Raw genomic sequence first — 13513 nt, forward strand, 5'->3', positions numbered from 1 at the left:
ACCGCCGCGTCAGGGCAGCAGCGCCTCGATCTGCTCGCCGAGCTCCGGGGCGAGGGTGCGCGCGAAGGTCGCCGTGAAGTGGTTGGTGTCGAAGAGCACGAGCGCCTCGCCGATCACGGGCGCGCACGCGTCCTCGCCGGGGCAGACGAGGTGGTTGACGTCGACCAGGCCCCACTCCGGGTCCGCCGCGGCCGAGGCGGCGGCCGCCTGCAGGGCCGGGGAGCCGGACTCCTCGATCCCCACCGCCTTGTCGTAGGCGCAGGCGGCCGGGTCGTCGCGGTGCTGCTCGAGGCAGCGCGGCATCGACGTGTCGGAGCGCGGATTGTCCATGAGCACGGCGAGGCGGCCGGCGTCCGGGGTCAGCTCCCGCCACGCCGCGGCCATCGCCGCGGCGGGGTCCTCCGCCACGGTCTCCCGCCGGGCGCCCGTGACCAGCACGAGGTCCGGGTCGAGCCCGTCCACGACGTCGGGCAGGGCGCGGTTCCACTCGTCGCACTCCGGGTAGGGCTCGCCGTCCTCCAGCACGCCCGCCGTGGTGACCACGCACGAGGCCTTGGTGTGCGAGACGACGCGCCAGCCGCGCTCCTCGGCGAGCACCTCCAGCGGGGCCGTCCACTGGCTGGCATGGGAGTCGCCCACCACGAGGATGACGGTCTCGGAGTCCGGGTCGCCGAACTCGCAGGCCTCGGGCTCGACGTCCTCGTAGCCGAGCTGGCAGCCGGCCACGTGCGCCGGCGAGCGGTCCTCCTTCGCGACCGCCGGGTCCGGCACGATCCGCATCCCGGCCGACAGAGCGGCCATCGGGTCCTGCCCGTCCACGACCGCCTGGGCGCCGGCCACGGGGGCCTCCTCCCCCGGGCGCGCGGGGGCGAGGGCCGCGCCGGCGGCGAGCACGAGGGCGCCGGCGGCGGCGACGGCGGCCATCCCGAGCCCGCCGCGGGTCAGCGCCCGACGCCGGCCGGCCAGCAGGGACCCGTGCATCGCGGGCACCTCCACCCAGCGGCGCAGCGCCCAGGCCAGCCCGACGGAGACGACGGCCAGCACCAGGCCGAGCCACAGCGGCAGCCGGCCGTCCGGGAAGCGCCAGGCGGCGAGCGTCAGCACGGGCCAGTGCACGAGGTAGAGGGAGTAGGAGAGATCGCCGACCCACTGCATGGGCCGCGTGGCCAGGAGCCGGGCGGGGTGCCCGGGGGTGCTGCCGTCCTCGTGGGCGCCGGCGAGGATCACGAGCGCCGAGCCGACGACGGGCAGCAGGGCGACGGCGCCCGGGTAGGCCATGGCCCCCGTGATGAGCACGAGGGAGACGGCGATCATGCCCAGGCCCGCCCAGCCCAGCACCGTGCGGACGGCGGGCCGGATGACGGGCAGCACGACGAGCGCCGCGGCCAGCCCGGCGCCCAGCGTGAGCTCCCACACGCGGGTGGTGGTGACGAAGTAGGCGGCGCCCGGGTCGGACGCGGAGTACGAGACGGAGTGCACGAACGAGGCCAGACCGATCACGGCCGAGGCCAGCAGCACCCGGCGCGCGGCCACCGGAGCCGAGGGCCGTCGTCGTGCGCCGGCGTCGGCGTCGGGCGCGGCGTCACCGGACCCGCGACGGCGCAGCGCGGCGACGCCCACCGTCACCAGGATCAGCAGCAGCGGCCAGACGAGGTAGAACTGCTCCTCCACGGCCAGCGACCAGTAGTGCTGGAAGGGGCTGGCGGCCTCCTCCTGCGCGAAGTAGTCCGTGCTCTCCTGGGCGAAGAGCCAGTTGACGACGCTCAGGGCCGAGGCCACGGCCACGGAGCCGAGCCGGGTCCACTCCGAGACCGGGTAGACGAGCAGGCCCGCGGCCACCGTCAGGATGATCACCGCCAGGGCCGCCGGCAGGATGCGCCGGGCGCGGCGGGCGTAGAACTCGGCCAGCCCCACCCGCCCCGTGCGGTCCACCTCCTTGAGCAGCAGGCCCGTGATGAGGAAGCCGGAGATGACGAAGAAGACGTCCACGCCCACGAAGCCGCCGGGCAGGGCCGTGACGCCCGCGTGGAAGACGAGCACGGACAGGACGGCCACGGCGCGCAGGCCCTGGATGTCGCCGCGGAAGCGGTGCAGGCCCAGTCCGGGGGTGAGGGCGCGCGGGGTGTCGGCGGGGGTCATGTCTCTCCTGGGAAAGTCGGCGCGGCTCAGGCCGCGCGCCGCGTCTGGCGGCGCACGGCAGACACGCGCTGACCGACGGTGACGAGGGAGGCCGCGGCGAGCAGCCCGAGGGTGGCGGCCAGGAAGGCAGGGGGCAGGCCGAGCCCGGTGAGGCCGGCGAGCACGAGCGCGGCCACGAGGCGTTCGGCGCGCTCGGCGATGCCCACGTTGGCCGTGAGGCCGAGGGCCTCGGCCTTGGCGCGCACGTAGGACACGAGCATGCCGAGGGCGAGGCAGACCGCCGCGAGCGTGCCCACCGCCGGCTCGCCGCCGACCCCGAAGCCCCACAGGCTCAGGCCGAGGAACACCGCGGCGTCCTGCACCCGGTCCAGGGTGGAGTCCAGGAACGCGCCCCAGCGGCCCGTGGTCCCGGCCTCGCGGGCCATGATCCCGTCCACCAGGTCCGAGAACACGAACGCCGTGATGAACAGGGTGCCCCAGAAGAGCTCGCCCAGGGGGAACAGGACGAGCGCGCCGAGGCTCACGCCGAGCGTGCCGACCACGGTGACGGCGTCCGGGCTCACCCCCGCGTGGAGGAGGGCGCGGGCCACCGGCGTGAAGACGCGGGTGGTGGCCCCGCGCGCGTGACGGTCCAGCATCAGGGGCGGTCCTCGTCCCCCCGGCCGGCGCGCTCGGCCGCGGCCCGCGCGTTCGCCTCCTGGCGCCGCGCGTGGTCCGCCGCCGCCTCGTCCCAGACCCCGGCGAGGATCTCGCGGGTCTCGCCGAGGGTCTGCGACATGTTCTTGGTCCGGGCGATGATCGGCAGGAAGTTGCCGTCGCCCGTCCACCGGGGCACGACGTGCTGGTGGAGGTGGGCGGCGATGCCCGCGCCGGCGACGGAGCCCTGGTTCATGCCCAGGTTGTAGCCGGCGGCCCGGGTGGCGTGCCCGAGGGCGAGCATGGCGGTCTGCGTCAGCTCCGCCATCTCGGCGGCCTCCTCCGCCGTGGTGTCCGTGTACAGGGGCACGTGGCGGTACGGGCAGACGAGCAGGTGGCCGGGGTTGTACGGGTACAGGTTCAGCACCACGTACGCCGTGCGCCCGCGGTGGACGATCAGGGACTCCCCGTCCGAGCGCTGCGGGGCGGCGCAGAACGGGCAGGTGTGCTCGTCCTTCACCTGGTCCGAGCCCTGGGTGACGTACGCCATCCGGTGGGCGTTCCAGAACCGCTCGAATGCGTCCGGGGCGCCGGGCAACGCGAACCCGTCCGTGGCGGACGCGTCCGCCGACGCGCGGGCGAGGTCGCGCGCGTCGGCGTCCGAGGCCTCGGGCCTGGTCACGGCGTCGCCTCACGCTCGCGCACGGCCCGCACGATGCGCTCGATCGCCTCGTCCACGGGCACGCCGTTGTCCTGCGAGCCGTCCCGGAAGCGGAAGGACACGGCGCCGGCCTCGGCGTCCTCGCCGCCGGCGATGAGCACGAACGGCACCTTCTCCTTGGAGGCCGTGCGGATCTTCTTGGGGAACCGGTCCGAGGAGTCGTCCAGGCGGGCCCGGATCCCCTCGGCGCGCAGGCGCTTCACGACGTCGCCTAGGTAGTCGGCGAACGCCTCGGCCACGGGGATCGCCACGACCTGCTCGGGGGCCAGCCAGGCCGGGAAGGCACCCGCGTAGTGCTCGGTGAGCACGCCAAGGAAGCGCTCGATGGACCCGAACAGGGCGCGGTGGATCATCACCGGGCGCTGGCGGGAGCCGTCCGGGGCCTGGTATTCGAGGTCGAAGCGCTCGGGCAGGTTGAAGTCGAGCTGGATGGTGGACATCTGCCAGGTCCGCCCGATCGCGTCCTTCGCCTGGACCGAGATCTTGGGGCCGTAGAACGCCGCGCCGCCCGGATCCGGGACCAGGTCCAGGCCGGAGGCCCGGGCCACCTCGTCGAGGGTGCGGGTGGCCTCCTCCCAGATCTCGTCCGAGCCCACGGACTTCTCGGGGTCGCGGGTGGACAGCTCCAGGTAGAAGTCGTCCAGGCCGTAGTCCTTGAGCAGGTCCAGCACGAAGTTCAGGGTGGTGGTGAGCTCGTCCTTCATCTGCTCGCGGGTGCAGTAGATGTGGGCGTCGTCCTGCGTCATGCCGCGCACGCGGGTCAGGCCGTGCACCACGCCGGACTTCTCATAGCGGTAGACGGCGCCGAACTCGAACAGGCGCAGCGGCAGCTCGCGGTACGAGCGGCCGCGGGACCGGAACACCAGGTTGTGCATGGGGCAGTTCATCGGCTTGAGGTAGTAGTTCTGCCCCTGCCGGGTGACCTCGCCGGTCTCCGGGTCGCGCTGCTCGTCGATCTGCATGGGCGGGAACATGCCATCCGCGTACCAGTCGAGGTGGCCGGAGGTCTCGTAGAGGTGCTGCTTGGTGATGTGCGGGGTGTAGACGAACTCGTAGCCGGCCTCGGTGTGGCGCCGACGGGAGTAGTCCTCCATCTCCTTGCGGATGATGCCGCCCCGCGGGTGGAACACGGGCAGGCCGGAGCCCAGCTCGTCCGGGAAGGAGAACAGGTCCAGCTCGGAGCCCAGGCGGCGGTGGTCGCGGCGCTCGGCCTCGGCCAGGCGCTCCTGGTAGGCCTTTAGGTCTGCCTTGGTGGGCCAGGCGGTGCCGTAGATGCGCTGCAGCTGCTTGTTGTCCTGGTTGCCCAGCCAGTACGCCGCGGCGGAGCGGGTGAGGGCGAACGCGTTGGAGATGAGCTTGGTCTGCGGCAGGTGGGGGCCGCGGCAGAGGTCGCACCAGACGGCGTCGCCCGACTTACGGTCCACGTTGTCGTAGATCGTGATCTCGCCGGCGCCGACCTCCACGGAGGCGCCCTCGCCGGCGGTCGCGGCGTCGTTCTTCTTGCCGAGCAGCTCGAGCTTGTAGGGCTCGTCCGCCATCTCGGCGCGGGCCTCGTCCTCGGTGACCACACGACGGCGGAAGGCCTGCCCGGAGTTGATGATCTTCTGCATCATCTTCTCGAGGGTGCGCAGGTCCTCGGGGGTGAAGGGCTCAGCGACGTCGAAGTCGAAGTAGAACCCGTCCGTGATGTACGGGCCGATGCCGAGCTTGGCGTCCGGGCGCAGCTGCTGCACGGCCTGGGCCATGACGTGGGCGGTGGAGTGGCGGAGCACGTCCAGGCCGTCCTGCTCCGTGATGGCCACGGACTCGACGGAGGCGCCGCCGGGGATCTCACGGGAGAGGTCCCAGAGCACGCCGTCCACTCGCATCACGACGGTGGTGGACTGGTCCCGGAAGAGCTCCAGGCCGGTGATGCCGTGCGCCACCTCCCGCATCTGTCCGTCCACGGTCAGCAGGATGTTGTTCGGCTCCGACACGGTGCTCCTTCGAGGTCTGGCTTCGGGATCGGTGGCATACGGGGGCCACCGTCGGCCGCGTCCCATTCTAGGGGCGCGCCGGGACCACGACGGGACGGGGCGTCACCCCGGCGGGCCGTCCGCCGTGCCGGGGGCGACGGCGGCCGGGCGGTCGCCAGGGCGGGGACAACACGGTCCACGGCGGGGGCAGCCATCGGACGGACGGGCGCGGCGGGGCGGCGGGACCCGGGCGCACCGGTTCCGTCTGCCCTGTCCGACCTGTCCGTCCTGCCCGTCCCGGCGTTTGCGGCGGTTCCACTGGCCCTGCCTGTTCCGGCGTCGTCGGCGGCGCCGGCGGTGCCACTCCCCCGGTGCCCGAGGCCGCCGCCGGGCCGTGGATCCGGTGGTGCCGGTTCCTCCGGGGCGTCTGGGCGGGGTCGAGGTGGCGCGCGGGGGTGAACCAGGGGATCCCTGCGACGACGGCGACCGTCCACCACCCGGCGTGGACGGCGTGATGATGATGTGAGCAGAGCAGGACCCCGTTGTCGACGTCCGTGCGCCCGCCGTCCTCCCAGTGGCCGATGTGGTGGATCTCGCACCAGCTGGCCGGGAGGGTGCACCCCGGCGCGGCGCAGCCGCCGTCCCGGGCCGTGACGGCCCGTCGCTGGGCTCGGGTGAAGAGTCGTCGGGACCGGCCGAGGGCCAGGATCTCGCCCTCGCCGCCGAGGACGGCCGGGATGATCTCCGCGTCGCACGCGATCCGGCGGATCTCGCGGGGGTCGATGGGGCCGGTGAACTCGGCCTCGCTCAGGACGGCCGCCGTTCCCGAGGCGGTGCGCACGCGACGCAGGAGGGTCTCGTGGTCGATCGTGACGAGCACCTGCGGCCGGTGGCCCGCCGTGGCGGGGAGGACGCCAGGGGTGGCGAGGGCGAGGGCGGCCTGCAGGGCGCTGACGAGGGTGTCGGCCTGCCGCTGGCCACGCGTCCGCGGATCGAGGTCAGGCGATCCCGCGGGGGCGTCCACCTGGCCGGACGGTCCCGCGCCCCGGGCGCGGGGATTCGTGGCTGCGGCGGCGACCGTCTGCAGCACCTCGTGCTGGGTGTCGGTCAGGTGCAGGTCCCAGCGGTGCAGGCCCCGGCGCCGGCCGCGATGGAACAGCCCCTGGGCGGCGCGGAGTTCGGCCTCGGTGGGGATGCCGCTGTCGGGCAGGACGACCGCATCGAGGTGCTGGCGCCACCGCGCGCACAGCCGGCGCATCCCGTCCGGGTCCGCGTGGTGGAGTTGCGCGGCCAGCAGCGACTCCCCCGCGGCGAGCAGCGCGTCGGCCTCGTCCTGCGGGACGGCCGCGAGCGCGAGGTCGGTCCGCGCCCGGGTGAGGGTCTCGATCACGGCGTCGCAGGCGGCCTCGTCGGCGGCGCCCTCGGACAGGACCGCGGCGACCTCCGGCAGCGCCGGATCGGCGAGGGGCGCGGTGACGAAGTCCCGCCGTGGGCGCGTGGCCGCGGCTCGGCGGAGCCGCCGCTGGGCGGTGCGCCGGTCGATCCGCACGGTGTCCCGCAGGCAGTCCGCGGCGTCCCGGTGGGGGCCCTTGCCGGGCGGGATCCCCAGCACCTCCTGGCGATCCGCCTCGTGCTCGTACGCCTCCGCGAGGTGTCCGGCCAGCGCGGTCTGGAGCGCCGCGACCGTGCGCGACAGCGTCTCCGCCTGCACGAGCAGGTCCGGGAGGAGGCCGCCGCCCGGGACGTCCTTCCAGCGCGGAGCCGCCACCGCCGCGAGGGCGTGCTCGACCGCCTCGCGTGCCCGGTCCACGTCCTCGGCGATCATGGCGCTCCCCCCTCTCCTGCGTCCGGTGCGGCCTCTGGTCTTGATGTGATCCCAGTCCATCGCACGGGGTGGACACGTTAAGAGGGATTCAATCGGGTCTGTGGACTTCCCCGGGCGTCGGTCCCGGGGCGCAGTGGACCCGGTGCTGCGTCCGGCGCCCCGGGGTGGGGGCCGCTGCCACCGCCGCCGGCGGGCGCGTCCCCGGCAGCCGTGCGCCGGGGCTGTGGGCCGACGTCGGGAGTTCCGAGGGGGCGGCTCTCGACCACCGCCGGTCCGGGGTCGGGCGGGCACCCCGGTGTTCCCACCCCTGCGCCCCAGTCCCGCTCCCCCAGCCCGGCTCTCCTCACCTCTCCGGGGTGGGCAGCAGCTCCCAGGTGTCCGGGTGGGGCACGGGGATGGGGCGGCGGTCCTCCGGCACCCCGCCGGCCCCGACGCGCGCCGCGGCGCCCTGCCCCGCCGCGCCGGGCCCGGCGCCGGCGGAGACGCCTCGGCCGGGGAGGGTTCGCGCGTCGGACGAGGGCGACGGCATCCCCGCGCCGCCGGGGGCCACCTTGACCGGCCAGCCGCCGGTGCCGTGGTGCGGGATGTCCGGCAGGCGGGGGGCGCCGGCGTCCTCCTGGCCGCGACGTCGGGCGGCGGCGGCACGGCGGTCCGCGGCGAGCCACTCCCGCCACTGCCGCCGCGTGGCGTCCAGGTAGTCGGGGTCCGGCAGGCTCTCCGGCCGGTGCAGGTCCCAGGCGCGCACGGCCTGCACCGAGACGGCCCGCGGCCCGGTGCGGCGGACGGTGCCCTCGATCAGCAGGAGCCGCGCGGAGAAGAGCATCTCCCGCGAGGCGTGCTGGGCCTCCGTGAAGAAGGAGGCGTCCACGCAGCCGGTGCCGTCGTCCACGGAGAGGAAGACGACGCGCTTGCCGCTGCGCATGGGCGGGGTCTGGGTGGCCACGCGCACCCCCGCCACGAGCACGCGGGACTGCGTGCGCAGCCCGAGCAGGTCCGCCGCCCGGGTGACCCCGAGCGCGTCCAGGTACGGCGCGTGGGAGTCCATCAGGTGGGCCGTGACGTCCAGGGCGGTGAGCTCGAGCTCGGTGCGGACCCGGGCCGCGACGGACGGGTCCGGGAAGAGCGGCGTGAGGGCGGCCAGCTCGGTGTCCGGCAGGTCCAGGGCGAGCTGGCCGTCCACCTGGCGGGGGCGGGCGGACCGCGAGCGCGCGGCGGCACGACCGGGACCGGACCCGCGGGTGGCGGAGTGCTGGAGCTCGAGGTGGTGGACCAGGTCCGTGCGCGAGGCGCCCCCCGCGGGCAGCAGGCAGTCCAGGGCGCCGAGCTGGGCGAGGCGTTCGAGGTTGCGGGCCGTGGGGCGGGCGCGGTCCCGGACGTCGGCGAGGGAGCGGTAGGGACGGCCGGCGTCGAGGCGCTCGGTCTCGGCCTCGCTCAGCCCGGAGAGGCCGGTCAGGGGCAGGCGGATGCCCCAGCGGCCCGGGCCGCGGCCGGCACCCTCGGCGCCTCCCTCGGCGAGGTCCGCCTCGCGGCCGCCCTCGGTGTGAGGCCGCGCGACGACGTCGCCCGGCTCGCCGCCGCCCGCCCCGGCGTCCTCGGCCGGGGGCCCGTCCAGCTCGGGGTGCCAGGGCACCCACTCGACCCGGACGTGGCGGGAGGAGGCGTTGACGTCCACGGGCAGCACGGGGATGCCCATGCGGCGGGCCTCGGCGACCATGAGGCGGGCCGGGTACATGCCGGGGTCGTGCTCCAGGATCGCGGCCATGAACGCCTCGGGGTGGTGCGTCTTGAGCCAGGCCGAATGGTAGGTGGGCACGGCGAAGGCCGCGCCGTGGGCCTTGCAGAACCCGAAGGAGCCGAAGGCGGCCAGCGTGGCCCAGACCTCGTCGATGACGTCCAGGGAGTAGCCCCGGGCGAGGGCGCCGGCGCGGAAGGCCTCCTCCACGCGGTGCTCCTGCGGGCCGCCGAGGAGGCGGCGGTGCTCGTCGGCGCGGGCCAGCCCGCAGCCGGTCATCACGTCCATGGTCCGCAGCACCTGCTCGTGGAAGACCGTGACCCCGTGGGTCTCGGCGAGGACGGGGCGCAGGTCCGGGTGCGGGTAGCGGGCGGGGGCCCAGCCGTGCCGCTGCTCGAGGAAGGGCCGGACCATGTCCGACTGCATGGGGCCGGGCCGGAACAGGGAGATGTCCACCGTGAGGTCGTTGAACTCGCGGGGGGCGAGCTTGCCCACGAGCTCGCGCTGGCCGGGGGACTCGATCTGGAAGCAGCCGAGGGTGTGGGTGGTGCGGATCATCGCGTAGGTGGCCGGGTCGTCGAGGGGCACCTGCTCGAGGTCCACCCGCTCCCCCGTGGTCCGCTCCACCTCGGCGAGCGTGTACGCGATGGCGGACTGCATGCGCACGCCGAGGATGTCGAGCTTGAGGAAGCCCATGGGGTCCATGTCGTGCTTGTCGAACTGGCTCATGGGCAGGCCCATCCCGGAGGGCTGGACGGGGGTGCGGTGCAGCAGGGCGGCGTCCCCCAGGATCACGCCGCAGGGGTGCATGGAGATGTGGCGGGGCAGCCGGTCGAGGCGCTCGGTGAGGTCCACGAGCAGGTCCAGCTGACGGCTGCCCTCGGCGCGGCCGGACTCGATGCGGCGGGAGAGTCCGCCGAGCTCGGGCATGCGCTCGAGCGCCTCCCGGAAGCTGGAGGCGGAGAAGCGCCAGAGCTGCTTGGCGATGCCGTCCACCTCGGGCTCGGGCATGCCGAGGGCCAGGCCGGCGTCCCGGACGGCGCCGCGGGCCCGGTAGGCGTTCTGCATGCTCATCAGGGTGGTGCGCTCGGCGCCGAAGCGCTCGAAGACGGCCCGGTAGATCTCGTGGCGGCGGGCGGACTCCACGTCGATGTCGATGTCCGGGAGGGTGGAGCGGGCGTCGGAGAGGAAGCGCTCCATGATCAGGCCGTTGGCCACGGGATCCACGTTCGAGATGCGCAGCGCGTGGTTGACGAGGGAGGACGCGCCGGAGCCGCGGGCGGCCACGCGCACGCCCATGCCCTCGATGAGGTCCACGACGGCGGCGACGGTGAGGAAGTAGGAGGAGAAGCCCAGGCGCGTGATGATGCCCAGCTCGTGCTCGGCCCGGGCCTCGAGGTCGCGGGCCTCGGCGGCGGAGGTGAGGCGGCCCCCGGCGTGGAGGCGGGGGTAGCGGGCGGCGAGGCCGGCGTAGGTGCGCTCGCGCAGCACGCGCTCCGGCGGCCCCTCGATGCCGATGACGGCGGCCTCGGGCACGCGGGGCACGCCCCAGCCGAGGTCGGCCTCGGGGTCGAGGACGCAGGCCTCGGCGAGGCGGCGGGTGGCCTCCAGCAGCGGGGCGGCGCGCTCGTCCGCGGCGCTCGCCACCTCGTGGGCGACCCGGTGCATGGCGGCGGTGGGCTTGAGCCAGCCCTGGCCGTTGGGCTGGAGGTCGTGGACGGCGTCGAGGGAGCTGAGGGCGCGCACGGCGTCGAGGACGTCGGCGGTGGCGGCCCCGTCCGGGCCCGCGTAGCGCACGGCGTTGGTGAGGACCGCGGGCACGCCGGCCCGGCGGGCGGTGCGCAGTGCCTTCACCGCGTGGCCGGCGTCGAGGCGCCGGCCGGGGGCGGAGAGGTGGGTGACGACGTCCGCGTGGAGGCTGCCGGCGGGCAGGGCCGCCTTCCAGCGGCGCAGGGCGGCGAGGCCGGCGGCGGAGCGGCGGCGGGCCAGGTGGCGGCCGACGTCCGCGTCCGGGCCGACGAGGACGAACAGCTCGGGGGTGGGCGGGTTGTCCCGGTTGGCGGCGGTGGGGACCCGGCCGGCCGCGGCGGCGGCGAGCTCGGCGACGGAGGCCCACGGGCTGCCGCCCGCCGCGCCCCCGGAGGTGCGGGCGTGCGCCGCGGAGACGACCTGGCACAGGGCGCGGTAGCCGGAGCCGTGGCAGCCGCCGCGGGCGAGGACTACCACGCGCCCGGCGTCCTCCTCCGCGCTCCAGCGCACGGCCAGGTCCACGCCCACCACCGGGGCGATGCCGTGGCGCAGGCAGGCGCCCACGTGCTTGGCCATGCCGTAGAGCCCGTCCCGGTCGGTGCAGGCCAGGACGTCCATGTCCGCGGCCGCGGCGGCGGCCACGAGGTCCTCGGGCCAGCTGACCCCGTAGTGGGCGCTGAAGGCGGAGGCCACGTGCAGATGGGCGAACGGGGCGGCGGTGCGGCCGGCCGCGGCCTCGGGGACCGGGCTCACGCGGACCGCCTCAGGTCCCGGGCCTGCTCGTGGACGCGGACGAGCCGCCAGCGCCCGGAGTCCAGGTGGTGGGCGACGTCGACGGTCTGCACCGGCGCCGACCCGGCGCGGGCCAGGCGCACCTGCAGCCGCCAGATCTCGTGGTCCACGAGGCCGGCCCCGCGGCCCTTCTCCGCCCGGACCTCCTCGGCCCACCAGCGGCGGCGCTCGAACCAGCGCACGGGCGGCTCGGCGAGGACGTAGTCCCGCCCGTTCCACCGCAGTCCCTGCGGGGTGCCGTCCGCCGCGCGCTCCACCGCCACCGACTGTGTGAGGACTCCCATGCTGCTTCTCTCCCTCTGCACTGCTGACCGAGCCGACGGCGGACGCCGTCGGGCGACGGGAGTGCGGCCCGCCCGGCGAACCGGACGCGGGGAAGAAGTGGGAAGGTGGGGCCGCACCCCCGATCGTACTCGAACATGTGTTCGAATGCGACGGGTGTGACGCTAGGGCCCCGGGCGGACACGTTAAGCGGCGCGGGGTGCGGCGGGTCCGGCGTCGTCCCCCGCCCGGGACGGGTCACCGCACGGGACGGCTCACCACGCGGGACGGCTCACCACGCGGGCAGCGTCGGCAGCGGCCCGTCGGCCTCCACCTCGGAGCCGTCCCCGCGGGCGAGCCAGGCCAGCAGGCCCTCGCGCTCGGCCTCGACGCGCAGGGCGCCGTCGCCGATCGTCCACTCGTCCCCCTCCTCGGTCACGAGGGTCATGCCCGGCGCCTGCCGCACCCGCAGGGCGCGCACCGCCGCCTCCACGGCGTTGAGCAGGGAGCCCGGGTCGGCCTCCTCCACGGTCCACGCGGTGTCCAGGTCGCCGTGGTGCACCACCACCTCCGCGATCCGCAGGGCCACGAGCGAGGTGGCCGGCACCTCCATGCCCGCCACCTCGAGCTCCTCGACGGCGAGCCCGCCGCCCAGCCGGCCGGCCCGCTCGGCGAACAGCGCCGAGGCCGACCGCAGCCGCTCGAGCAGCGCCTCGCCCAGAGCCCCCGCCTCGCCCAGAGCCCCCGCCTCGCCCAGAGCCCCCGCCTCGCCCAGAGCCTCCGCCCCGACCCGAGCCCCCGTCCCGAGTCCCCGCCGCCTCGGCCTCAGAGCAGGGTGCCCTGCGCGGGCTTCTCCGCCTGGATCAGCTCGGGGCCGTCGTTGCGGACGTTCCCCACGGCCGTGCCCACGGGCCGCAGCACCCAGCCCGCCGCGACGTCGTAGGCTCCGGCGCACACCCGCCCCACGAGCGCGTCGGCCTCCTCGGCCGAGCCGAGCCGCCCCGGGGTCAGCCAGGCGTCCATGGTCTCCGCGTCCAGGGGCACCGGGAGGCGGTCGTGCAGGTCGCCGAGCGACCCCAGGACCTCGTCCTCGTCGTCCGCGTCCGGAGCGGCCATGGTGAGGATCGTCGTCGAGAGCACCCACGGGTCGCGCCCGGCCGCCTCGGCCTCGGGGTCCTGCCACCACTCGTAGAGCCCCGCGAACCAGATGACCGGCCCCTCGCCGTCGCCGGCGCCGGCCGGGTGCACATAGTGCGGCTGCTTCTTCGCGGCCTTCCCGTCCGGGCCCTTCGCCCCCGGAGCGGGGGCCTTCCACTCGTAGTAGCCCTCGACCGGCACGGCGCACCGCCGCGCGCGCACGGCGGCCCGGAAGGTGGGCTTGGAGGCCACGGTCTCGGAGCGGGCGTTGAACGCACGCGAGCCCACGGCCAGCTCCTTGGCCCATGGCGGGACCAGGCCCCAGCGGGCCACGTGCAGCTCCCGGCGCACGGCGCCGTCCGCCTCGCGCTCCAGCAGGATCGGCACGTCCGAGGTGGGCGCCACGTTCCAGCTGCGCCGCAGCTCCAGCCGCTCGTCCGGCAGCTCCCCGCCGCCGAGCGCCACCAGGTCACCGGCCGCCCGGGCCATCACATACCGTCCGCACATGCACCCCAGTGTGCACCGCCGCGTGCCCGCGGTCACCGGGCGTCCCTCCGTGCGTGCAT

At 75.5% G+C, this 13513-nt stretch carries 9 protein-coding genes; all 9 read right to left on the reverse strand.

The genetic code is table 11. From position 1 onward, the window contains the following. Positions 1-9: 9 nt before the first annotated feature. Entirely contained in the window at positions 10-2139 is a 2130-nt protein-coding gene (locus HDA33_RS04065; RefSeq protein WP_184171198.1) for an acyltransferase family protein, read from the reverse strand. Positions 2140-2165: 26 nt separating this feature from the next. Then, positions 2166-2777 carry a phosphatidylinositol phosphate synthase gene (gene pgsA / locus HDA33_RS04070; RefSeq protein ID WP_184171201.1) on the reverse strand — a complete coding sequence of 204 codons (612 nt, stop codon included), beginning with the start codon at positions 2775-2777 and terminating at the stop codon, positions 2166-2168. Further along, on the reverse strand, positions 2777-3457 hold the full coding sequence (locus HDA33_RS04075; protein ID WP_184171204.1) for an HIT domain-containing protein: 681 nt from the start codon (positions 3455-3457) through the stop codon (positions 2777-2779). Before HDA33_RS04075 ends, pgsA begins: the two co-directional genes overlap by 1 nt. Beyond that, positions 3454-5472, reverse strand: a complete 2019-nt coding sequence (gene thrS, locus HDA33_RS04080) for a threonine--tRNA ligase (RefSeq protein WP_184171207.1) — start codon at positions 5470-5472, stop codon at positions 3454-3456. Before thrS ends, HDA33_RS04075 begins: the two co-directional genes overlap by 4 nt. 67 nt (positions 5473-5539) lie before the next feature. Further along, on the reverse strand, positions 5540-7276 hold the full coding sequence (locus tag HDA33_RS04085; protein WP_184171210.1) for an HNH endonuclease signature motif containing protein: 1737 nt from the start codon (positions 7274-7276) through the stop codon (positions 5540-5542). A gap of 343 nt (positions 7277-7619) precedes the next feature. Beyond that, positions 7620-11510 (reverse strand): DNA polymerase III subunit alpha, encoded by a 3891-nt coding sequence (locus HDA33_RS04090; RefSeq protein WP_184171212.1) that lies wholly within the window; start codon positions 11508-11510, stop codon positions 7620-7622. Continuing rightward, entirely contained in the window at positions 11507-11833 is a 327-nt protein-coding gene (locus HDA33_RS04095) for a DUF6504 family protein (RefSeq protein WP_017487888.1), read from the reverse strand. The genes HDA33_RS04090 and HDA33_RS04095 overlap by 4 nt, the downstream gene beginning before the upstream one ends. A gap of 269 nt (positions 11834-12102) precedes the next feature. Further along, positions 12103-12432 (reverse strand): DinB family protein, encoded by a 330-nt coding sequence (locus HDA33_RS04100; protein ID WP_246416863.1) that lies wholly within the window; start codon positions 12430-12432, stop codon positions 12103-12105. Positions 12433-12635: 203 nt separating this feature from the next. Then, positions 12636-13454 (reverse strand): SOS response-associated peptidase, encoded by an 819-nt coding sequence (locus HDA33_RS04105; protein ID WP_184171215.1) that lies wholly within the window; start codon positions 13452-13454, stop codon positions 12636-12638. Between the last annotated feature and the right edge of the window lie 59 nt (positions 13455-13513).

It is taken from the genome of Micrococcus endophyticus (assembly GCF_014205115.1).
In the GTDB taxonomy this organism is placed as follows: domain Bacteria; phylum Actinomycetota; class Actinomycetes; order Actinomycetales; family Micrococcaceae; genus Micrococcus; species Micrococcus endophyticus.